This is a genomic window from Mycolicibacterium septicum DSM 44393, from assembly GCF_000455325.1.
GTDB classification, from domain to species: domain Bacteria; phylum Actinomycetota; class Actinomycetes; order Mycobacteriales; family Mycobacteriaceae; genus Mycobacterium; species Mycobacterium septicum.
The window spans coordinates 401,516-423,737 of record NZ_HG322951.1 but is presented as its reverse complement, the minus strand read 5'-3'; the positions used below and the strand labels follow the sequence as shown (position 1 = coordinate 423,737).

Sequence of the window (22,222 nt, the reverse complement as noted above, 5' to 3'; positions counted from 1 at the left end):
GAGCATTAGGCTCATCGAACGTGTCCGACGCTGTTGTTACTGATGCCGAATTGCTGGCCGGCGCGCTGGTCTCGTTGAACCACCGCGCCGAGGTGCTGCGTGGGCTCGGTGCGGTGTTCGCTGCGGCGGGTCATGAGCTGTATCTCGTCGGTGGCAGTGTGCGCGACGCGCTGCTGGGCCGCCTGACCGAGGACAGCGATCTCGATTTCACCACGGACGCCCGCCCCGAGCAGATGTTGAAGTTCCTCCGTCCGTGGGCCGACGCGCTGTGGGATACCGGAATCGATTTCGGCACCGTCGGTATCGGCAAGGGTGAGCACCGGTTGGAGATCACCACGTTCCGGGCGGACAGCTATGACCAGGTGTCGCGGAATCCGACCGTCGAGTTCGGCGACAACCTCGATGACGATCTGGTGCGCCGCGACTTCACCGCGAACGCCATGGCGGTACGCATCACGGCCGACGGCCCAGCCGAATTCCATGATCCCCTGGGCGGTTTGGCGGCCATCCAGGCCAAGGTGCTCGATACCCCGTCGGCCCCGCAGGTGTCGTTCGGGGACGATCCACTGCGGATGCTGCGGGCGGCCCGGTTCGTGTCGCAGCTCGGCTTCGGGGTGGCGCCTCGCGTCCTCGAGGCACTGCTGGAGATGGCCCCGCAGTTGGCGCGCATCACCGTCGAGCGAGTCGCCGCGGAGCTGGACAAGCTGCTGCTGGGCAAGGATCCCGTGGCCGGTGTCGACCTGATGGTGCAGACCGGGCTCGGTGACGTGGTGCTGCCCGAGGTGGGCGAGATGCGGATGGCCATCGACGAACACCACCAGCACAAGGACGTCTACTGGCATTCGTTGACGGTGCTGCGCCAGGCGGTGGATCTCGAGGACGAGGGTCCGGACCTGGTGTTGCGCTGGGCGGCGCTGCTGCACGACATCGGCAAGCCCGCGACCCGCAAGCACGAATCCGACGGCGGGGTGAGCTTCCACCACCACGAGGTGGTCGGCGCCAAGATGACCCGCAAGCGGATGCGTGCGCTCAAGTACTCCAAGCAGATGGTCGACGACGTGTCGCAGCTGGTGTACCTGCATCTGCGGTTCCACGGGTACGCCGACGACAAGGGCACCGGCAAGTGGACCGACTCGGCGGTGCGCCGCTACGTCACCGACGCCGGCCCGCTGCTCGGCCGGCTGCACAAGCTCGTTCGCGCCGACTGCACCACCCGCAACAAGCGTCGTGCCGCGCGGCTGCAGGCCAATTACGACGATCTCGAGAACCGGATCACCGAGCTGGCGGCCAAGGAAGATCTGCAGCGGGTCCGGCCGGACCTCGACGGCAACGAGATCATGGAGATCCTCGGTATCCCGGCGGGCCCGGAGATCGGCGAGGCCTGGCGGTACCTCAAGGAGCTGCGGCTCGACCACGGGCCGCTGTCCCGCGAGCAGGCCATCGACGAATTGTTGAAATGGTGGAACGCCAGGGGCTGACCGTGCGTCTGATCAGTCATGGACTACTGCCTGGGTGATCCCGACGGGACCGCGACCATCGTCACCGGTGTGCCCGATGTGGATGTGGACGGCAACGGCAGCCCCGACGGTATCGGCCTGGATTTCGACGGGGACGGCCGTATCGATGACGTGATGGCCGATTTCGACGGCGACGGTATCGCCGAGCGGGCGGTGCTCGACGCCGACGACGACGGGCAGGCCGAAAGCTATTTCTCCGACGACGGTTCGGGCACCTGGGCGGTGCGCGTGGACCGGTCCGGGCAGGTGCGCTGGTTCGGCTTGGACGGGACCGAGGCGACCGGGGGACCGACGGTCGATTTCGACGGTGACGGTGCCACCGACGATCGGTTGATCGACGCTGACGGCGACGGTCTGGCCGACCGGGTGCTGGCCGGTGGCCTGGCGTACGTCGACACCGACGGCGACGGGCGGTGGGACATGAAGCTGGCCGACACCGACGGGGACGGCCGCGCCGACGCCGTCTCCTGATCCCATCTCCCAGCACCGCGAGCGACCGTGTCTGTACGCGACACGCCGCCCAATTCCGTACGGGAGGGGTCGCTCGCGCTTCAGCCCCGCCCGGCGCCCGGCGGACCGGCGAAGGCCTGCGCGATAGTCAGCCACTTGGCGGCGTCGTCACCGACCGCGGTCACGTCCAGTTCGGCAGGTGCCCGGCGCTGGGTCACCAGCATGCAGAAGCCCTCGGCCGAACCCGTCACGCGCTGCTGTGCATCCTCGGGTCCCCACTCCCACAGCGTGCCGTCGGGCGCGCGCAGCTCGACCCGGAACGGCTCGGCGGGTGGCGTCAGTCCGTGCACGGTGAACGCGAAATCCCTTGTGCGCACACCGATGTGGGCAATCGAGCGGAGCCGGGCGGTGGCAGGCCGGTGGACTCCGAGGGCGTCGGCCACATCGAGGCCGTGGGCCCAGGTCTCCATCATGCGGGCGGTGGCCATGGACGTCGCGCTCATCGGCGGGCCGAACCACGGCAGCTTGCGGCCATCGGCCACGTTCACGAGTTCGGTGTGCAGCCGCGCACGCGTCTCACGCCAGTCCGCCAGCAGTCGCTCCGGTGGCGTCAGCGCGAGTTCCTCGGCCGCGGCGTCGACGAACCCGGTCGGGTTCTGCATCGCCTCGGCAAGCACGGCGTCGAAGCCGGACTGGTCGGTGATCGCGATGACCGACACCCGATCGGTCCACAGCAGGTGGGCGATCTGATGGGCGATGGTCCAGCCCTCGGACGGGGTGGCCGTGGCCCAGCGCTCGGGCGGAAGGTCGGCCACCAGGGCATCGAGTTCGTCGCTCTCGGCGGACAGGTCGGCCACGATCGGCTCGGCGCTCACCATGGCGATCAGCCTAGACCGGAGGGTCACACCCGCTTCGGGGATGCCACCGCGGCGTGCAGACCGAGTCCGACGAGGTAGGCGACGGCGCCGGCGGCCACCAGCGCCGGGGAGTGCCCGTCGGCCGGGATCACCGCGGCCGCCGCTGAGATCGCCGCGACGAACGAGATCCAGAACAACGCGTCCTGCACCGTGAAGACGTGGCCGCGCAGCGCGTCGTCGACGTCGATCTGCATCGCCGAATCCGCGCACAGCTTCACCAACTGTCCCGCGGCCCCGAGCAACAGGCCGCAGGTCACCATCACCGGCACGTGCAGTCCGATCGCCGCCAGCTGAATCACCACCGCGAAACCGAGGGCGCCGTTGGCGGTGGCGTAGCGCCCGAACCGGCCGATCACCGCCGGAGCGGCGACCGTCGCCGTGAACTGCCCGATGCCGCCGGCGGCCATGAACAGCACCGCGGTGCCCAGACCCAGTCCGGTCACATCGGGGTTGTCGCTGTGCCGGACGATCACCAGCACCAGCAGCGAGTTGATCCCGAACGCCATCCGGTGCGCGGCCAGCCCGGCCAGGGTGCTGGCGACGGGCGGCACCGCCCACACCGTGCGGGCACCGTGCACCCAGCCGGTGGCCACCGCATACGCCACCGAGCCGTGGATGGTGCGCTTGCTCTCGTGCGGGCCCAGCACATGCGGACCGAAGCGCACCGACAACCACAGCGCCAACGCCACCGGGACCGCCACGATCAGCATGACCACCGAGGCACCGGTGTCGTCGGCGCCGAACACCTTGCGCGGCACGAGCATGAAGTCGGCTCCGAGGAACGCGGCCAGTGCGCCGACCGCGGTGGCCACCGAGTTCATCGTGATCACACGGTCGGCCGGCACCACATCGGGCAGCGAGGCCGAAAGGCCCGACGAGACGAACCGGGTCAACCCGTTGACGATCAGCGCGCAGCACAGGATCGGCAGATCGCCGGTGCCGAAGGCCAGCAGAGCAGCCACGAGCAGCACCACCACCAGCCGGCCCAGGTTGGCCCCGATCAGCACCAGGCGCCGGTCCCAGCGGTCCAGCAGGGCCCCGGCGAACGGGCCCAGCACCGAGTACGGCAGGAACATCACCGCGAACGCGGCGGCGATCTGCCACGGCTCGGCCTGGCGCTCCGGGTTGAACAGGATCGCGCCGGCCAGACCGGCCTGGAAGAGCCCGTCGCCGAACTGGCTGACCGCGCGTAACTCCAGCAGCCTGCGGAATTCGGTCATGCCGCGCAACGAGTGCCAGAGGGCACGGGGAGCACGCGCATGAATCACCCGATCAACAGTACAAAGCTGAGCCGAAATCCGACCGCGCCCGGGCTTGTTCGCCACCTCTGGGCAGTTGCGGTGCCATGATGTAGGGCGTGGCGCACTCAGAAGATCCGGAGGATTTCATCGCGCCTGCGGCGCACCGGGTACGACCGGGCACGCTGCTGCTGGCCAATACCGATCTGCTGGAGCCGACGTTCCGGCGCAGCGTCATCTACATCGTCGAGCACAACGCCGGCGGAACCCTCGGTGTCGTGCTGAACCGGCCCAGTGAGACAGCGGTCTACAACGTGCTGCCGCAGTGGGCGAAGCTCACCCACAAACCCAAGACCATGTTCATCGGCGGTCCGGTCAAGCGGGACTCGGCGCTGTGCCTGGCGACGCTGCGGGTCGGCATGCAGGCCGAGGGTGTTCCCGGGCTGCGGCACGTGCAGGGCCGGGTGGTGATGGTCGACCTCGACGCCGACCCGGACACGCTGGCCCCGGTCATCGAAGGTGTGCGGATATTCGCCGGGTACTCCGGCTGGACCATCGGTCAGCTGGACGGCGAGATCGAACGCGACGACTGGATCGTGCTCTCGGCGCTGCCGTCGGACGTGCTGATCGAGCCGCGGATCGACCTGTGGGGCCGGGTACTGCGTCGTCAGCCGCTGCCGATGTCGCTACTGGCGACCCATCCGATCGACGTGAGCCGCAACTAGCGGGACTCGTCGCGGTCCGCGTACTTGCAGTCCGTCACTTGCAGGACAACGTGCAGCTGGCACACGAGCCGGCACAGCCCGCACCGGAAGCCGAACCGGCCTCCGCTGCCGCGACGGCCTTGGCGCTCTGCCAGCAGCCGGCGGCCACGGTCGCGACGGCCCCGATGATGCACACCATGACGACCATCAGGCCGGTGTGGGGCGCGGCGGCCAGGGCGGCGGCTCCACCGGCGGCGAGCATCACCGCGGCGGCCAGTTGGGTCGGGGCAACAGCCCTCAAGACCGAGCGCACGGGATCACCGGTACGAGGCCTGGTCAACAACCACAGCCCGAACACACCGACGATGACGGCGGCGCTCAGGCACAGCAGCGCGGCGATCAGCATGCGCCACACAATACGAGGCGCCGGTCGGGAAAGCGAGGTCGGGGAGGGCCCTGGTGATTCAGCCCTGCAGGCCCAGGAGCTGGGGCAAACCCGGCGCCGGGGCCGCTGCGGGAGCGGCCGGGGTAGCTGGCGGCGCGGGGGCCGCCGGGGCCGGAGCGCTGACCTTGAAGCCGGAAACGATCGCGTCGGCGGCGTCGGCAGCCGCGGAAACACCCTGGTTGGCGGCCGAGGAGTTCACCGACAGCGACACCAGGTAGTGGTCCGGTCCCGCGGTGGCCAGGATGTGCCTGCGTGAGGTGTTGAGCATCTGGCTGCCCGACAGATAGCTACCTTCGATGAAAGCTGACGGGAAGCCGTTGAAGTCGCCCATGGCCATGTCGGTCGGACGCCAGTTCTGCAACTGCTGGGTGTCGACGAAGCCGTGGCTCGCCGCTTCGGCCGGATCGAAACTGCCGACGAGCTTGTAGACCACAACCTGTGCGTTGGGGGTGTACAGGTCGGTGCTGGCGCGGTCGGCGATCACCGCGAAGGCGTCGGGCACGTTGGGGTCGGGCACCTTGGTCCAGCCCGCCGGCAGCGGCAGGACGATGCTGAGCGCCTTGAAGTCGTGGCTGGCCTGCGGCTCCATCTTCACGCCCTTGCTCTTGAAGAACTCGGCGAAGGTGCCGGACGTGGCGGGGGTGATGGTCTGCGCCGGCGGGGCCGGTGCCGCGACGGCGGGTACGGCATTGGCTGCCGCACCCGGGGCGACGGCCCCACCCGGGACGCCTGGGGCCGCCGGCGCGGGAGCAACCGGAGCGGCGGCGGGGGCGACCGTGACGGTTTGGGTCACCGTCACCGGGCCGGGAACGACAGGCGCCGGAACAAGGGGTTCGGCTGCCGCGGGCTGACCGGCAAGGCCGACGACCCCGGCCACTCCGACGGCCGTGCCTGCTGCCAGCAACCGCCACCGGCGGGCCAACTCCATCATCACTCGTTCCCTCCGCAAACCGTGCCCTTACCAGGGCAACCTGCACCAGAGGCCGAGACTATCCACGGGTCACCGCCCGCCACCAGCAACTCAACCGACCTGGAATCAACCCCTGACAGAGCCGCGACGCAACCGATACCAAGCCGTGGCCAACGGAAGCGTCAGACGGGCGGTGAGCTGCTCAAACCGTGGCCTTATACCCTGAACGTCGTGATCGAACCCGCCACCACGTCCCAGCCAGGGCCTTCAGAAGGTGATTTGTCCTCCTCGCGTGCGGGGGAAGACACCCCGCAGCACCGCTACACCGCGGAACTGGCGGGCCAGATCGAACGCACCTGGCAGCAGACCTGGTCGGACCTCGGCACGTTCAACGTGGCCAATCCGGTGGGCTCGCTGGCACCGCAGGACGGCTCGGCGGTGCCCGCCGACAAGATGTTCGTCCAGGACATGTTCCCGTACCCGTCCGGTGACGGCCTGCACGTCGGGCACCCGCTGGGTTACATCGCCACCGACGTCTACGCCCGGTACTACCGGATGACCGGACGCAACGTGCTGCACGCGCTGGGCTTCGACGCGTTCGGCCTGCCCGCCGAGCAGTACGCCGTGCAGACCGGAACGCACCCGCGCACCCGGACCGAGGCCAACATCGTCAACTTCCGCAGGCAGTTGGGCCGTCTCGGGCTGGGCCACGACTCGCGGCGCAGCTTCGCCACCACCGATGTCGACTTCTACAAGTGGACGCAGTGGATCTTCCTGCAGATCTACAACGCCTGGTTCGATACCGCAGCCAAGAAGGCCAGGCCCATCGCCGAGCTCGTCGCCGAATTCGATTCCGGGGCAAGGACCCTGGATGACGGCAGGGCATGGGCCGAGCTGTCGGCGACCGAGCGCGCCGATGTGGTCGACGGCTACCGGCTGGTGTACCGCGCCGACTCGATGGTGAACTGGTGCCCGGGCCTGGGCACCGTGCTGGCCAACGAGGAAGTCACCGCCGACGGCCGCAGCGACCGCGGCAACTTCCCGGTCTTCCGGAAGCGCCTGCGGCAGTGGATGATGCGTATCACCGCCTACTCGGACCGGCTGCTCGACGACCTGGAAGTGCTGGACTGGCCCGACAAGGTCAAGAGCATGCAGCGCAACTGGATCGGCCGGTCCACCGGCGCGTCAGTCGAATTCGGTACCGCGGCAGGTGATGTCGAGGTGTTCACCACCCGCCCGGACACCCTGTTCGGCGCCACCTACCTGGTGCTGGCTCCTGAACACGATCTGGTGGATGCGCTGGTCGGCGACGCCTGGCCCGAGGGCACCGATTCGCGGTGGACCTTCGGTGCGGCGACGCCCGCCGAGGCCGTCGCCTCCTACCGGGCCGGGATCGCTGCCAAGTCGGATCTGGAGCGTCAGGAGAACAAGACCAAGACTGGTGTGTTCCTCGGCGCCTATGCCACCAATCCCGTGAACGGACAGCAGGTTCCGGTGTTCATCGCCGATTACGTGCTGGCCGGTTACGGAACCGGCGCCATCATGGCGGTGCCCGGTGGCGACCAGCGGGACTGGGACTTCGCAGGAGAGTTCGGCCTGCCCATCATCGAGGTGGTCGCCGGTGGCGACATCACCGAGGCGGCCTACAACGGTGACGGCACCATGGTCAACTCCGACTACCTGAACGGGCTGTCGGTGGCCGAGGCCAAGGACGTCGTCATCAAACACCTGGAGGCCGACGGCCGCGGCCGCGCCCGGATCGAGTACCGGCTGCGGGACTGGCTGTTCGCCCGGCAGCGGTACTGGGGCGAGCCGTTCCCGATCGTCTACGACGCCCAGGGCCGCGCCCACGCACTGCCGGAATCGGCTCTGCCGGTCGAACTTCCGGACATCCCGGACTACTCGCCGGTGTCGTTCGACCCCGATGACGCCGACAGTGAACCGTCGCCGCCGCTGGGCAAGGCCACCGAGTGGGTGCATGTCGAGCTGGATCTCGGTGACGGGCTGCAGACTTACACCCGTGACACCAACGTGATGCCGCAGTGGGCGGGCAGCTCCTGGTACGAGCTGCGCTACACCGACCCGCTCAATTCGGAAGAGCTGTGCGCCAAGGAGAACGAGGCCTACTGGATGGGCCCGCGCCCGGCCGAGCACGGGCCGAATGATCCCGGCGGCGTCGACTTGTACGTCGGCGGAGTCGAGCATGCGGTGCTGCACCTGCTGTACTCGCGGTTCTGGCACAAGGTGCTCTTCGACCTCGGCTTCGTCAGCTCGAGCGAGCCGTTCCGGCGCCTGGTCAACCAGGGCTACATCCAGGCCTTCGCCTACACCGACGCCCGCGGGAGCTATGTACCTGCGGCCGAAGTCGTTGAGCGCGAAGGGAAGTTCTTCTGGCCCGGCCCCGACGGGGAAATAGAGGTCAATCAGGAGTTCGGCAAGATCGGCAAGAGCCTGAAGAACTCCGTCTCACCCGACGAGATCTGCGACGAGTACGGTGCGGACACCCTGCGGGTCTACGAGATGTCGATGGGCCCGATCGAGGCATCGCGTCCTTGGGCGCCCAAGGACGTCGTCGGTGCGTACCGGTTCCTGCAGCGGGTGTGGCGCGCGGTCGTCGACGAGGAAACCGGTACCGAGCGCGTCGGCGCCCATGAGGCACTCGACACCGACACCTTGAAGATCCTGCACCGCACGATTGCCGGGGTGACCGAAGACTTTGCGGCGCTTCGCAACAACACCGCGGCAGCCAAGCTGATCGAGTACACCAACCACCTGACCAAGGCGGGGGTGGCGGCCCGCGCCGCGATCGAACCGCTGGTGCTGATGGTGGCCCCGTTGGCCCCGCACCTGGCCGAGGAGCTGTGGAAGCGGTTGGGCCACGACACTCCGCTGGCACACGGGCCGTTCCCGGTGGCCGATCCGCAGTACCTGGTGGACGACACCATCGAGTTCCCGGTTCAGGTCAACGGCAAGGTGCGCGGCAAGATCACCGTCGCCGCCGATGCAGACAAGGCGGCGCTGGAGGCCGCGGCGCTGGCCGACGAGAAGGTGCAGGCCTTCCTGGACGGCGCCACACCCAAGAAGGTGATCGTGGTGCCCGGCCGGCTGGTCAACCTCGTCGTCTAGTGATTTGTGCACCTCCGGTAACGGTGAGCGTTACGCGAGGTGCACAAATCACCCTGGGCGGACCACGATTTCGTGTACGTGACCGTCGGGCGGGGTGGTGACAGCCGTCGCCACCAGCCCGGCGACCGTCTCGGGCTTGAGGAATTTCGCCGGGTCGTATTCCCCGGACCCGTCGGTCACAGCGCTTTCATAAGCCACCAGGTCGCGTTGCATCTCGGTGTCGGTTCGTCCGGGGAAGATCGAGGTGACCCGCAACGACGGTTCGTCGGCGCGCAGCGAGTCGGCGAACGCCCGCAACGCGAACTTGCTTGCCGAGTAGGACGCCATCCCCGGTGAAACCTTCTGCCCGGCACCGGAGTTGATGAAAACGACATGGCCGCGGGCGGCCCGCAGTGCCGGCAGCAGGGCCAGGGTGAGCGCCACCGCGCCGGTGACGTTGACCTCGAAGGATGCCCGCCACTGTTCGGCGATGGATTCTGAGACCCGGCCCGGGTAGAGGACGCCTGCGTTGTGCACCAGCACATCGAGCTCGGCGAGCACCTCGGTGGCCGATTCGATCGAATCGGCATCGGTCAGGTCCAGCGGCCAGGTGGGCGCGCCGAGACGTTCGGCGAGCGCATCGAGGCGGGCCGACGGACGCCCGGCCAGAAACAGCGTGTGGGTGGGGGCAAGGGCGGCGGCGATGGCCGAACCGATGCCGCCAGCGGCTCCGGTGATCAATGCAGACGGCACGACTGCAACGTTACTGTGACGCTCGACAGCACGGGGCCGACCTGCGGACCGGGGCGCGGCGACGCATCATGGTAGGGATGCCACCGGACCCCAGCTTCGCTCCCACCCAGCTCGCCGCGCGAGCCGCGTACCTGTTACGCGGCAACGACCTGGGTGTGATGACCACTGCCGCGCCGTTGCTGTATCCGCACATGTGGAGCTGGGACGCGGCGTTCGTCTCGATCGGGCTCGCCCCGCTCAGCGTCGAGCGCGCTGTGGTGGAGCTCGACACCCTGCTCTCGGCGCAGTGGCGCAACGGGATGATCCCGCACATCGTGTTCGCGAACGGCGTCGACGGCTACTTTCCCGGCCCGGCCAGATGGGCCACGTCGGCCCTGGCGGCCAATGCGCCGCGGGTCCGCCACACCTCCGGCATCACGCAGCCGCCGGTGCACGCGATCGCGGTGCAGCGCATCCTCGACCATGCGCGCAGCCGCGGCCGGTCCACCCGGGCGGTGGCGGCGAGCTTCCTGGATCGGCGGTGGGCGGACCTGGTGCGCTGGCACCGCTGGCTGGCCGAGACGCGGGATCAGGATGGCCGCGGCCGCATCACGCTGTATCACGGGTGGGAGTCCGGGATGGACAACTCGCCGCGCTGGGACAGCGCCTACGCCAACGTGGTTCCCGGCAGCGTGCCGGAGTATCAGCGTGAGGACAACGCGATCATCACCGACGCCACGCAGCGGCCCAGCGACCTCGAGTACGACCGGTATCTGTGGCTGCTCGAGGAGATGAAATCCGTTCGCTACGACGATGATCTGCTCCCCAAGGTGATGAGCTTCGCGGTCGAGGACGTGTTCGTCTCCGCGATCTTCTCGGTGGCCTGCCAGGTGCTCGCCGAGATCGGGGAGGATTACAAGCGCCCGAATGCCGATGTCCGCGATCTGTACTCCTGGGCGGAGCGCTTCCGGGTCGGGGTGGTCGAGACCACCGATGAACGTAGCGGTGCGGCAAGGGATTACGACGTCCGCGCGAAGAAGTGGGTGGCCACCGAGACGGTCGCGCAGTTCGCCCCGCTGCTGTGCGGCGGGCTGCCGCACGAGCGGGAACGCGCACTGCTGCGGCTGCTGGAAGGTCCGCGCTTCTGTGGACATCCGGACCTGCGGTATGGGCTCATCCCGTCGACCTCGCCGGTGTCGCGGGATTTCCGCTCGCGTGAGTACTGGCGTGGCCCGGTGTGGCCGGTGATGACCTGGCTGTTCTCGTGGTGCTTCGCCCGGCGCGGCTGGGCCGAGCGCGCCTCGACGCTACGTCGGGAGGGCTTGCGCCAGGCCAGCGACGGGACTTTCGCTGAGTACTACGAACCGTTCACCGGCGAGCCGCTCGGCAGCATGCAGCAGTCGTGGACCGCCGCGGCGGTGCTGGACTGGTTGGGATAGCCGGGTTACTCCGACTTGGCGTGAGCGGGCTGGGTCTGCTCGCTCTGGCTGGCCAGCCGCTCCAGCGGGGCCAGTGCGGTGGCGAGGGTGGTGAGGTCCTCCGGGCTCAGGTTGGCCAACCGGGCGGCCAGGTCGGCCCGACGCGCGGCCAGCGATTCGCGGTGCTGCACCAGTCCGCGCGGGGTGACCTCGACGAGGACGGCACGCAGGTCGGAGGGGTCGCGGGACCGCTTGACCAGGCCCAGCTTCTCCAGCCGGCGGATTGCCACGGTGGTGGTCGGGGTGCGGACGCGCTCGCGGGCGGCCAGTTCGGTCATCCGGATCGGGCCCTGGTCGAGCAGGGTGAGCAGGATCGAGAGCTGGGCCAGCGTGAGCTCTCCGGCCGTGCCCTTGTTGGTATCGCCGCGGCGCAGCACCGAGAACACCTTGGAGAGAACGCGTTGCAGCTCCCCGGCCAGCTCTGTGACCTGTGAATCGGGCTCCACCATAATTCGCTAGTCTAACCTGTCTGAGGCTGCCAGGTCGGCAGCTTGTGGGGTTTGGCGCTGGGCTTTCCCGTTGCCCTCACAGGACCTGCGACAGGAAGCGGCGCAGGCGATCTGTCTCGGCGGCTTCGAAGATCTGGTCGGGGGCACCCGACTCGACCACTCTGCCGTGATCCATGAAGACCACCGCGTCGGCGGTGGAACGGGCGAATCCCATCTCGTGGGTGACTGCCAGGATCGTCATCCCCTCGGCGGCCAGCTCGGCGATCAACTCCAGGATTCCCTTGACGAGCTCGGGGTCCAACGCCGAGGTGGCCTCGTCGAAGAACATCACCTCCGGCGCCATGGCGAGCGCCCGCGCGATCGCCACGCGTTGCTGCTGACCGCCCGACAGCGTGATCGGACGCACATCGGCCTTGTGCCGCAGACCAACCCGCTCCAGTTGCTCCAGCCCCAACGTGCGGGCGTGATCGGGGCTGAGCCCCTTGAGCTTGCGCGGGCCAAGGGTGACGTTGTCGAGAACGGTCTTGTGCGGGAACAGGTTGAACTGCTGGAAGACCATGCCGATGCGCTGGCGCAAGCGGTCCGGGTTGTCGGCCAGCACCGAGCGGCCGTCGAGCAGAATGTCGCCGCTGTCGGGTTCGTACAGGCGGTTGAGGGTGCGCAGCAGTGTCGATTTCCCGGAGCCGGACGGGCCGATGATGGCCGTCGTGGTGCCGGCGGGCACATCCAGATCCACCCCGCGCAGCACCGCGTTGGGCCCGAACGACAGGTGGATGTCCTTGGCGGCCAGCGCGACTGGCTGTGGTGCCGGCATCAGATCATCTCCTGGTTGGTCGCCGCGGGCAGGGGATCTTCCTCGGCCGGCGGGCGACCTCTGCGCAGCCGGTTGTCGACGAAGTTCACCAGATGGGTCAGCGGGATGGTCAGCAACAGATAGAACAGTCCGGCCGCCACCAGCGGTGACAGATTCCCGGTCTGCGCGTTGAGATCTCGGCCCACCTGGAACAGTTCCCGCTGGCTGGCCACCAACCCGAGGAAGTACACCAGCGACGAGGCCTTGAGCAGCGAGATGAACTGGTTCATCAGCGCAGGCAGCACGCGCCGGATGCCCTGTGGCACGACGACCAGGCGCATCGACGAGGCGTAGCTGAAGCCCAGGGCGCGTGAGGCTTCCAGCTGCCCGGGCTCGACGCTCTGGATACCGGAGCGGAAGATCTCCCCGACGTAGGCCGCTGCCATCAGCCCGAGCGCCGCGATGCCCAGGGGGTAGGGGCTGTTGCCGGTGAGCGATCCGACCACGGGGCCGATGCCCAGCCCGATCAGCAGGATGATCACCACTTCGGGCAGCCCGCGGAAGATGTCGGTGTAGACCCGCGCCGGCCAGCGCAGCCACCGGGACCGCGAGATACCCGCCACCGCCAGGACCATCCCGAGCACCAGCCCGATGACGCTGGCGCACACGGTCAGGATGAGCGTGTTGGGTAGGCCCGTGCGGAGCAGGTCGGGGACGGCCTGCTTGTAGAGATCCCAGTCCAGGAAGGAGTCCGCCAGTTGTGCCAGTGTCGATTTGGCTGCGACCGGGCCTCCGGCGGCGGGTTTCTCCTTGGCTGCGGCGATCGCGGCGAAATCGGGCAGTTGGGGAAGGGGTGCGGCCTTGGAGCCGGGTTTCCAGCCGGGCGGCAGTGCCCGCGGCACCCAGTCGGAGTACAGCCGGGCCCAGGTGCCGTCGGCGATCACGGCGTCCAGTCCGGAGTTGAGCGCGTCGATCAGCGGCAGGTTCTCCTTGGCCACCGCCCACGCCACGAAATTGTCCAGGCTGAAGGTGTTTTCGATGATCTGCGCCGGGTCACCGGGCTGCACCGTGCCCGAGGCCTGCTGCGACGGCGCCACCCAGGCGTCGATCTGGCGGGTCTTGAGGCTGGCGTAGACGGTGTTGTAGTCGGGGAACTTCACCGGCTGCAGGTGCAGCGTGTCGATGACGTAGGCCTCCTGGACCGTGCCCTGCACCACCCCGATGCGTTGGCCTGGGGCGAGCTGGCCGAATCCGGTGATCGGTGAGCCGGTCGGGACCACGAGCGAGAAGTAACCGAAGTCGTAGCCGTTGGTGAAGCCGACGGTGCGTCTGCGGGCGTCGGTGGTGGTGATCGACGAGGACGCCACGTCGAAGCGCCGGGAGGCGGTCTGGGCCAGCAGTCCGGAGAAGTCGGTGCCGACGAAGTTGACCCGCAGGCCAAGCTTGTCGGCGATGGCCCGTAGGAGCTCGTTGTCGAACCCGGTGAACTGTCCGGCCGAGTTGATACAGATGCTGGGCGGTGCGTCCGACAGCGTGCCGACGGTGAGCACACCGGGTGTCCCCAGGCCGAGGTTCTCGGCCCGGATCGTGTTCAGCGGGGCGACGTTGGCGGTGGTGTATTTGTCGGCGCCGGGCCCGGTGGCCGCGGCCGCCAGGTTGGTGGGCAGCGCGCTGGCGCTGTCCACTCCGGGAGGAGCGCACTGGTCGACGTCCGCGCCGGCCGGTGCTGCCCACACCAGCCCGAGCAGGATCAGGACCGTGGTCAGCAGCGCGGCCGATCGTCTGGCGTACATCTGTTGCAACCTAGTGGGCGTACGCCAGGTGATGAGGGATTCCGATCAAGGGGACCGCAAGTCGCCGAGCACTCCGCGTCGGGTGAGCTCGGCGATCATGATCTCCGCCATTCGGTCGGCGCGCTCGGTGCAGGCCTTCCGGGCGGTCTCGGGATCACGGCCGCGAATGGCGGCGGTCTCCTCTTCGTAGCCGGCGAGAAAGTCGGCCTTGGCCTTCGGGTAACTGATCCAGAACTCCGAGGGCGCGAAGCTCTTGCCGGCACGGATGGTGGCGTGCAGGCGGGGTCCGGCATACTCGTCGTTGATCGAGTCGCGGAACACCCAGCAGGCTTCCTGGAAGGTCTTGGTGTCCTTTGCTGAACGCATCACGCGCAACGCGTCTTCGAGATCGCCGATGATGCGTGGTGTGGGGTTTGTGGCGCAGCGAGCCGAGGCGATGCCGTTGAGGATCCCGTACAGCTCGTGGTGCTCGGCCACGGTCGCCTCGTCGAATCGGGAGACGAAGGCGCCGCGGTGGTACCGCGTGGAGAGAATTCCGTCGTGCTCGAGCTGGACCACCGCTTCCTGGATCGGAACGCGGCTGAGCCCGAGGTCACGGACGATCTCGTTGCGGTCGATGCGGTCGCCGGAGCGCAGCTTGCCCGTCATCACCAGATTGATGATGTGCGTGACTACCTGGTCCTTCTCCTTGACGCCGTAGTTTTTCGGCACCCTTGTTTACTCCCCCTTTGAGTCGGGACGCACACCCCCCGTGCGTTGTTGTTGCGCCAGTTTCTCACGGGTGGCTTCAAAGGGTGATGCGAGTGGCCTCAGCTCACCCGCTGAACTTTGCGCGACGTCCGTCGCGCCAGCGGCACAGCGCCTCGGCAGCGGTGAGGTCGTAGTCCGGTCCGTTGACGCCGACGGTGACGATGCTGACCCCCAGGTCGGCCAGCGCGTCGGCCTCGGCGAGCATGGCGTCGATCCCGCCGGTCTCCTGGACTCCGGCCGAGCGCTGCACGGTGGACGGATCGCGGCCGGTGGCGGAGCAGTGCTCGGCGAGTACCGCTGCCTTACCGGGGTAGGTGTTGCGGTCGACGAAGGCATGCCAGATGTGGGCATGTTCGGCCACCAGGCGCAGGGTCTTGCGTTCGCCCTGGCCGCCGATCAGGATCGGGATCTCCCGGGTGGGCGCCGGGTTGAGCTTGGCCAAGCGGGCCTCGATGCGCGGCAGTGCTTGGGCCAGGTCGTCCAGCCGGCTGCCCGCGGTGCCGAATTCGTACCCGTACTCGTCGTAATCCTTTTGTTTCCAACCGCTTCCGATGCCAAGGATGAGCCGGCCGTCGGAGATGTGGTCGACGGTGCGGGCCATGTCGGCCAGCAGTTCGGGGTTGCGGTAGGAGTTGCAACTGACCAGTGCGCCGATCTCGATCCGCGAGGTCTGCTCGGCCCAGGCGCCCAGCATCGTCCAACATTCGTAGTGCGCGCCGTCGGGATCGCCGTACAGCGGGAAGAAGTGGTCCCAGTTGAAGGCGATGTCGACGCCGATGTCCTCACAGCGGCGCACCGCGTCGCGGATATGGCTGTACGTGGGGGAGTGCTGCGGTTGCAGTTGCACACCGATGCGTATGGGATGGCTCACATTTCCGAGCCTACTCACGCGGTCTGCTCGATGAACTCGGCACAGCGGTCGCCGATCATGATGGCCGGAGCGTTGGTGTTGGCCCGCGGTATGCGGGGCAGCGCGGACGCGTCGGCCACCCGCAGTCCTGAAACCCCACGTACTCGCAGCTTCTCGTCCAGCACGCTGTCGTCGCCGGACCCCATGGCCGCCGTGCCCGCCGGGTGCCCTGTCACGCAGACATTCCCGCGGATCCAGCGACGCAATTCGTCGTTGCTGTGAACCCGGGGGCCGGGGTTGATCTCGGCGGTGACGGCCTCGGCGAGCGGTGCCGTCGCGACGATCTCGCGGGTGCGGCGCACCGCGCGTACGAACGCCTCGAGATCGGCGTCATCGTCGAAGGTGTTGAGCCGGATGGCCGGAGCGGTACCGGGATCGGCGGAGCGGACCAGCACGCTGCCGCGGCTGGCCGGTGTCCACAGGGACTGCAGGATGCTGATCGCGGGCCGCGGGTAGCGGTCGACGTCGAATCCGCTCGCGTACATGGGCGCGAAGATGAGCTGGAAGTCCGGGGCGCCGAGTTCCGGTGCGGTGCGGATGTGGGCGACCGCCTCCATCAGATTGCTGGCCAGGATGCCGGTGCGACGGAACAGCCACTGCAGCAGCCAACGGGGATTCGTTGCGTCGGCCAGGCCGCGGAACCCGGGCGCCAACTCCCAGTTCATGAAGGTCGCCGGATGATCGGTGAGGTTGCTGCCGACATTCGGGCTGTCGATCAGCGGGTTGATCCCCACCGTGCGCAGGTGCTCGGCGGGCCCGATACCCGACAGCTGTAGTAGCTGCGGGGTACCGAATGCCCCTGCGCTGAGCACGATCTCGCGTCTGGCCCGGACGATCTTGTCAGCGCCGCGGCGGGTGTACTGGACGGCCACGGCCCGTCCGCCCTCGAGGACGATCCGCTGCACGAGCGTGCCGGTGAGCACCGTTAGGTTGGACTGGTGCCGGGCCGGTTTCAGGTAGGCGCGGGCGGTGTTGAACCGCCGGCCCTGCCATACCGTCACCGGTGAGATCGCGGCGCCGTCTAGATCGGGGCCGCCGACGTCCTCGTTGGCGGCCACTCCGGTGGCCCGGGCCGCGGCCACGAACCGGGTCGAGGTGTCGTCGGGGTTGGCGGCGCGGGTGACGCGCACCGGGCCGTCGGTGCCGTGGTCGGGGCCGCCGAGATAGTGGGATTCGATACGGCGGAACACCGGGGCGACGTCATCCCAGGACCATCCGGGCAGCTGCCAATCGTCGTAGTCGGACCGGGTGCCACGGACCCACACCATGGCGTTCATGGAACTGGTGCCGCCGAGGACGCGGCCACGCGGCTGGGGGATGGCCCGGCCCATGAGGTTCGGTTCCGGCTCGGCGACGTAACCCCAGTCGGTGGAACCACCGATCTGAGATCCGTAGGCCAGCGGCGCCTGCACGGCCAGCTTGCGGTCGGATCCGCCTGCCTCCAGCAGCAGTACCGTGCGCTCCGGGAGGCGTTCGGCGAGGCGCGCTGCCACAGCGCAACCCGCCGAACCGGCTCCGATCACGATGAAGTCGTATTCCGTCATGCTGTTGTCCGCGCGGCTTCGGGTCAGCCCAGAAGACCGCGCAGTATCTCGACCAGCTTGGCCGGCTGATCGCCCTGGACGGAGTGCCCTGAGTCGGCCACGACGTGGGTGCGCCGGAAGCCGGGCGCAGAGCGGGCGAAGGTGTCGGCATCCTCGTCGTTGACGAAGAACGAGTTGGCGCCGCGGATCAGGGTGGTGGGCATGGTGATCGAGGGCACGTCGTCCCACAGGCCCTCGAACCCGTCTCCCTTGCGGAACGAGTCGTAACGCCAGGTCCAGGTGCCGTCCTCGAGTTGTTTGGAATTGTGGAAGACGCCGCGCCGCAACGACTTCGGATCCCGGTTGGGGGCTGCGGCGACAGTCAGGTCGAGCATGGCCTGGAACGTCGGGAAGGTGCGGTGCTCCTGAACCAGGGCGACGGTGCCCATCTGGGCTTTGGTCATCTCGTTGTGCCGTTCGGGTGCCGACGGGGTGACGTCGACGAGTGCGAGTTCGGGGACCAGCCGGGGTTCGGTGGCCGCGATCCGCAGCGCGGTCAGGCCGCCCAGTGACATGCCGACCACCAGTCGTGGCGTGCCCGCATACTTCTCGAGGACCGGAATCAGGCTGACCGCATTGAGTTTCGGCCCGTAGTCGCCGTCCTCGCGCCAGTCCGAACGGCCGTGGCCGGGCAGGTCGACGGCCAGTGCGGGTTCGCCGAGGCCGAGGATCACGGTGTCCCAGGTGTGGGCGTTCTGCCCGCCGCCGTGCAGGAACACGATCCGCGGGGCGTCGGTGCCGAACTTCAGCGCGCTGACCGGCCCGTGCTCGATGCGCTCGACCGCAGGCAACGGGCCACTCGCGCCGATCTGTTCGGCGTTCTCGTGCAGCAGGCCGAACTCGTCAAGCCCGAGTAGTTCGTCATCGGAGATCTGGGGGTTGGCCACACCGGGACCCTAACCCGTAAACGACTCTGCGCCCAGGGCGTAATTGTGCGAGAAGCACACGCCCTGAGCGCAGAGTGAAAGAGAAGAGAACTAGCCCTCGATGAAGGTCTCCAGCTCGACGCGCGCGACATCGTCGGCGATCTGCTTGGGCGGGCTCTTCATCAGGTAGGCCGAGGCCGCCTCGATGGGGCCGCCGATGCCGCGGTCCTTGGCGATCTTGGCGGCGCGCACCGCGTCGATGATGACGCCGGCCGAGTTCGGCGAGTCCCACACCTCGAGCTTGTACTCCAGGTTCAGCGGCACGTCACCGAAGGCGCGGCCTTCCAGGCGCACGTAGGCCCACTTGCGGTCGTCGAGCCACGCGACGTGGTCGGACGGGCCGATGTGGACGTTCTTGTCCTCGACCTTGCCGGCCAGCGAGCCGGTCAGGTTGGAGGTGACGGCCTGGGTCTTGGAGACCTTCTTGGACTCCAGGCGCGAGCGCTCCAGCATGTTCAGGAAGTCCATGTTGCCGCCGACGTTGAGCTGGTAGGTGCGGTCCAGCGTGACGCCGCGATCCTCGAACAGCTTGGCCATGACGCGGTGGGTGATGGTGGCGCCGACCTGGCTCTTGATGTCGTCGCCGACGATCGGGACACCGGCGTCCTCGAACTTCTTGGCCCACACCGGATCGGAGGCGATGAACACCGGAAGCGCGTTGACGAAGGCCACGCCGGCGTCGATGGCGCACTGGGCGTAGAACTTGTCGGCCTCTTCGGAGCCGACCGGCAGGTACGAGACCAGCACGTCGACCTTGGCGTCCTTGAGCGCCTTGACCACGTCGACGGGCTCGAAGTCGGAGATCTCGATGGTGTCGGCGTAGTACTTGCCGATGCCGTCGAGGGTCGGGCCGCGCTGCACCGTCACGTTGGTCGGCGGCACGTCGGCGATCTTGATGGTGTTGTTCTCGGAGGCGAAGATGGCCTCGGAGAGGTCGAAGCCGACCTTCTTGGCGTCCACGTCGAACGCGGCCACGAACTTCACGTCACGAACGTGGTACGGGCCGAACTTCACGTGCATCAGGCCCGGCACGGTCGTGTTCTCGTCGGCGTTGTGGTAGTACTGCACGCCCTGGACCAGGGACGATGCGCAGTTACCGACGCCGACAATGGCGACCCGGATTTCTCCTGCGTGCTCAGACATGGACGATCTCCTTACTCGTTCTGTGTGCTCGGCCTTGGGCCATGTGCGGGGCAGTGCTCATGTGTTTTCCGAGCGTCCCTGCGCCGAACGTTCGGCCGCGATCAACTCGTTGAGCCATTTGACTTCTCGTTCGCTGGACTCCAGGCCCAGCTGGTGCAGCTGACGGGTGTACCGGTCGAACGAACTGCTGGCCCGCGCCACGGCTTCGCGCAGACCTTCCCGGCGTTCCTCCACCTGACGCCGCCGCCCCTCCAGGATTCGCATCCTGGCCTCGGCCGGGGTGCGGTTGAAGAAGGCGAGGTGGACACCGAACCCGTCGTCGGAGAAGTTCTGTGGCCCCGTGTCGGCGACCAACTCGGTGAATCGCTGCTTGCCGGCATCGGTCAGTTGGTAGACACGCCGAGCCCTTCGCACCTTGGTCGGTCCCAGGGGTGCGGCGTCCTCGACGATCAGGCCGTCAGCCTGCATGCGACGTAATGCCGGGTAGAGCGAGCCGTACGAGAACGCTCTGAACGCCCCCAACAGACCCGTCAATCGCTTGCGCAGCTCATAGCCGTGCATGGGTGACTCGAGCAAGAGGCCAAGAACTGCGAGCTCAAGCATCAAGATCACCCCTTTCGACAGATCAGATGGAATTGATCGCTACGACGGATCAACACCTCGCCAAACTGTATCGCGCCGATATATTTGGCGCCAAGTGAATGGCGATATTCACGCAGGGGTGGCTGCCGGGCTCGAGCGTCACGCCGGCGTGACGAAGGCAGCCTGAACAGCGCTGATGCCGGTCCGGAAGGGGCGACGGCAGCTCAGCGGCCGGGTCGGCTCACCCGTTGTTGCGGTACATCCCCTTGACGGTGCCGTCGGGGTAGAGGTTGATGGTCCCGCCGCCGAAATCGCTGCTGACGATGACGTCGATGTTGATGGCCTCAGGCGTCGACGGATCTTCGGACGGCGTGAGGCGCAACCACGTGCTCTTCACGTCGGCACGTTTGGTGTTGAGCGTGTCGGGGGCGCCCCGCATGATCCCGAGGACCTTCTCGTAATCGAATGCCGCGAGGTCGACGAGGCGATCGTCCTTCTCGACATTGCGCGGATCGGTGCTGGGATCACCCCAGCCGCCGGTGTAGCGGTAGTAGACCTTCTTGCGGCTGTCCTGTGGGTCCGCGCGGTAGAGCAGGGCCGAGTCCGGATCGATGTGCAGCTCGAAACCCATTGTGTTGCCGAACTTCTGGCGCATCTGCTCGAGCAGTCCCTTGACCCCGTTGAGCGATTGCAGCTGCGTCGGCGGGGTCAGCACCACCGGGTCGATGCCGTCGGGCACGGCGCCCGGGTCGGGGTTGAAGCTCAGCGGCGAGGAGGTGTTTCCGTACACACCCCAGCCGATCCCCATGCCGAGCAGGACCAGCACCACGGCCGAGGCGATCCGCAGCCCCCAGCCGGAGCCGGCGGGCTTGCCGACACGGGGCACGCGGGGCTTGACCAGCGTCGGCAACTGCACAGGCGCGTCCGCGTTCTGCAGATCTTCGACCAGGCGGGCGAGATCCCCCAGGGTCGTGGCGTTGGTGGCCGCCGACACCCGCTGACGGTGCTCTTCCATGGACAACTGGCCCTCACCGAGCGCGTTGTCGAGCACTTTGCAGGTGTCGTTGCGATCGCTGTCTTTGGCCCGGGTCGTCGAGGTCTGCCGAGTTGCCACGCCGATGATCGTAAGAGCTGTGACGCGGTCGCGCCTCGGTGTGTAGGGGGTCGACGTACTCTGGTCATCGTGCGATTGCAGAGACAGGTGGTGGACTACGCGCTTCGGCGGCGGTCCCTGCTGGCTGAGGTCTATTCGGGACGCACCGGCGTCTCGGAGGTCTGTGACGCCAACCCGTACCTGCTGCGCGCGGCAAAGTTTCACGGCAAGCAGAGTTCGGTGATGTGTCCGATCTGCCGTAAAGAGCAGCTCACGCTGGTGTCGTGGGTATTCGGTGATCATCTGGGCCCGGTGTCGGGTTCAGCGCGCACCGCGGAGGAGCTGGTGATGTTGGCAACTCGTTACGACGAGTTCGCAGTCCATGTGGTTGAGGTATGCCGCACCTGCAGTTGGAATCATTTGGTCAAGTCATATGTCCTGGGCGCGCCTCGGCCGCCGAAGGCACGTGGCACTCGAGGCACGCGCAAGTCGGCGCGTACGGCCAGTGAATAGCGAAGGGCGCCACAGCCGGTCAGCCAACGACATCCGTAATGCGGCTGACCGCCTCGGTGCGCGCGAAAATCGGCCGCCTGCACGGGAGAAGCCTCCGGTGCGGGAGAACCCGCCCGCGCGGGAGAAGCCCCCGATGTTGGACAAGCCGCCGGTGCGGGAGAACCGCCCCCCGGCCCGCGAGAACGGTCCCA

21 protein-coding genes are annotated in these 22,222 nt (G+C 67.8%); 6 read left to right on the top strand and 15 right to left on the bottom strand.

Annotated features, from left to right (window positions below; all coding sequences use genetic code 11):
• Positions 1-20: 20 nt before the first annotated feature.
• Both TX88_RS02075 and TX88_RS02070 read left to right on the top strand, forming a co-directional pair.
• Entirely contained in the window at positions 21-1,478 is a 1,458-nt protein-coding gene (locus TX88_RS02075; protein ID WP_044514288.1) for a CCA tRNA nucleotidyltransferase, read from the top strand.
• Positions 1,479-1,496: 18 nt separating this feature from the next.
• Positions 1,497-1,988 (top strand): hypothetical protein, encoded by a 492-nt coding sequence (locus TX88_RS02070; protein ID WP_044514287.1) that lies wholly within the window; start codon positions 1,497-1,499, stop codon positions 1,986-1,988.
• A gap of 80 nt (positions 1,989-2,068) precedes the next feature.
• Here TX88_RS02070 and TX88_RS02065 read toward each other — a convergent pair whose 3' ends face one another.
• Together TX88_RS02065 and TX88_RS02060 are read right to left on the bottom strand one after the other, a co-directional pair.
• Positions 2,069-2,845 carry a TIGR03084 family metal-binding protein gene (locus TX88_RS02065; protein WP_044514285.1) on the bottom strand — a complete coding sequence of 259 codons (777 nt, stop codon included), beginning with the start codon at positions 2,843-2,845 and terminating at the stop codon, positions 2,069-2,071.
• Between the two features lie 23 nt (positions 2,846-2,868).
• Entirely contained in the window at positions 2,869-4,152 is a 1,284-nt protein-coding gene (locus TX88_RS02060; protein ID WP_044514283.1) for an MFS transporter, read from the bottom strand.
• Positions 4,153-4,241: 89 nt separating this feature from the next.
• On the opposite strand from TX88_RS02060, the gene TX88_RS02055 reads away from it, so the two are divergent.
• Positions 4,242-4,847, top strand: coding sequence for a YqgE/AlgH family protein (locus TX88_RS02055; protein ID WP_044514282.1), 606 nt, complete (start codon positions 4,242-4,244; stop codon positions 4,845-4,847).
• A 34-nt stretch (positions 4,848-4,881) separates the two neighbouring features.
• Here TX88_RS02055 and TX88_RS02050 read toward each other — a convergent pair whose 3' ends face one another.
• Both TX88_RS02050 and TX88_RS02045 read right to left on the bottom strand, forming a co-directional pair.
• Positions 4,882-5,232, bottom strand: coding sequence for a hypothetical protein (locus tag TX88_RS02050; RefSeq protein ID WP_044514280.1), 351 nt, complete (start codon positions 5,230-5,232; stop codon positions 4,882-4,884).
• 58 nt (positions 5,233-5,290) lie between these two features.
• The gene (locus tag TX88_RS02045; protein WP_044514278.1) at positions 5,291-6,202 is read right to left on the bottom strand and encodes an LpqN/LpqT family lipoprotein; all 912 of its coding nucleotides are present in this window, start codon (positions 6,200-6,202) and stop codon (positions 5,291-5,293) included.
• Between the two features lie 210 nt (positions 6,203-6,412).
• Here TX88_RS02045 and leuS point away from each other — a divergent pair, with 210 nt between their 5' ends.
• Entirely contained in the window at positions 6,413-9,307 is a 2,895-nt protein-coding gene (gene leuS / locus TX88_RS02040) for a leucine--tRNA ligase (RefSeq protein WP_409365841.1), read from the top strand.
• A gap of 48 nt (positions 9,308-9,355) precedes the next feature.
• Here the strand turns inward: leuS and TX88_RS02035 are convergent, their stop codons facing one another.
• Entirely contained in the window at positions 9,356-10,039 is a 684-nt protein-coding gene (locus TX88_RS02035) for an SDR family oxidoreductase (RefSeq protein ID WP_044514276.1), read from the bottom strand.
• A 77-nt stretch (positions 10,040-10,116) separates the two neighbouring features.
• Here TX88_RS02035 and ggh point away from each other — a divergent pair, with 77 nt between their 5' ends.
• Positions 10,117-11,457 (top strand): glucosylglycerate hydrolase, encoded by a 1,341-nt coding sequence (ggh, locus tag TX88_RS02030; RefSeq protein ID WP_044519010.1) that lies wholly within the window; start codon positions 10,117-10,119, stop codon positions 11,455-11,457.
• Between the two features lie 5 nt (positions 11,458-11,462).
• On the opposite strand, the gene TX88_RS02025 is transcribed toward ggh, so the two are convergent.
• The 10 genes from TX88_RS02025 to TX88_RS01980 form a co-directional block, all read right to left on the bottom strand.
• Positions 11,463-11,945 (bottom strand): MarR family winged helix-turn-helix transcriptional regulator, encoded by a 483-nt coding sequence (locus tag TX88_RS02025; RefSeq protein WP_044514275.1) that lies wholly within the window; start codon positions 11,943-11,945, stop codon positions 11,463-11,465.
• A 76-nt stretch (positions 11,946-12,021) separates the two neighbouring features.
• Positions 12,022-12,759 carry an amino acid ABC transporter ATP-binding protein gene (locus TX88_RS02020; RefSeq protein WP_044514273.1) on the bottom strand — a complete coding sequence of 246 codons (738 nt, stop codon included), beginning with the start codon at positions 12,757-12,759 and terminating at the stop codon, positions 12,022-12,024.
• A complete protein-coding gene (locus TX88_RS02015; protein WP_044514271.1) occupies positions 12,759-14,531 on the bottom strand; it encodes an ABC transporter substrate-binding protein/permease in 1,773 nt (590 codons plus the stop codon). Before TX88_RS02015 ends, TX88_RS02020 begins: the two co-directional genes overlap by 1 nt.
• A 45-nt stretch (positions 14,532-14,576) precedes the next feature.
• Entirely contained in the window at positions 14,577-15,242 is a 666-nt protein-coding gene (locus tag TX88_RS02010; RefSeq protein ID WP_044514270.1) for a GntR family transcriptional regulator, read from the bottom strand.
• A gap of 103 nt (positions 15,243-15,345) precedes the next feature.
• Positions 15,346-16,152, bottom strand: a complete 807-nt coding sequence (locus TX88_RS02005) for an LLM class F420-dependent oxidoreductase (protein ID WP_084621761.1) — start codon at positions 16,150-16,152, stop codon at positions 15,346-15,348.
• Between the two features lie 14 nt (positions 16,153-16,166).
• A complete protein-coding gene (locus TX88_RS02000; protein WP_044514266.1) occupies positions 16,167-17,735 on the bottom strand; it encodes a GMC family oxidoreductase in 1,569 nt (522 codons plus the stop codon).
• Between the two features lie 23 nt (positions 17,736-17,758).
• Positions 17,759-18,661, bottom strand: coding sequence for an Rv0045c family esterase (locus TX88_RS01995; RefSeq protein WP_044514264.1), 903 nt, complete (start codon positions 18,659-18,661; stop codon positions 17,759-17,761).
• A 90-nt stretch (positions 18,662-18,751) separates the two neighbouring features.
• The gene (locus TX88_RS01990) at positions 18,752-19,843 is read right to left on the bottom strand and encodes an inositol-3-phosphate synthase (protein WP_044514262.1); all 1,092 of its coding nucleotides are present in this window, start codon (positions 19,841-19,843) and stop codon (positions 18,752-18,754) included.
• 57 nt (positions 19,844-19,900) lie between these two features.
• The gene (locus TX88_RS01985) at positions 19,901-20,446 is read right to left on the bottom strand and encodes a PadR family transcriptional regulator (RefSeq protein ID WP_044519009.1); all 546 of its coding nucleotides are present in this window, start codon (positions 20,444-20,446) and stop codon (positions 19,901-19,903) included.
• Positions 20,447-20,666: 220 nt separating this feature from the next.
• Positions 20,667-21,539, bottom strand: coding sequence for a DUF1707 SHOCT-like domain-containing protein (locus TX88_RS01980; RefSeq protein WP_084621760.1), 873 nt, complete (start codon positions 21,537-21,539; stop codon positions 20,667-20,669).
• Positions 21,540-21,608: 69 nt separating this feature from the next.
• Between TX88_RS01980 and TX88_RS01975 the strand changes: the two genes are divergently transcribed.
• A complete protein-coding gene (locus TX88_RS01975; protein ID WP_036443617.1) occupies positions 21,609-22,031 on the top strand; it encodes a DUF5318 domain-containing protein in 423 nt (140 codons plus the stop codon).
• Positions 22,032-22,222: the final 191 nt, after the last annotated feature.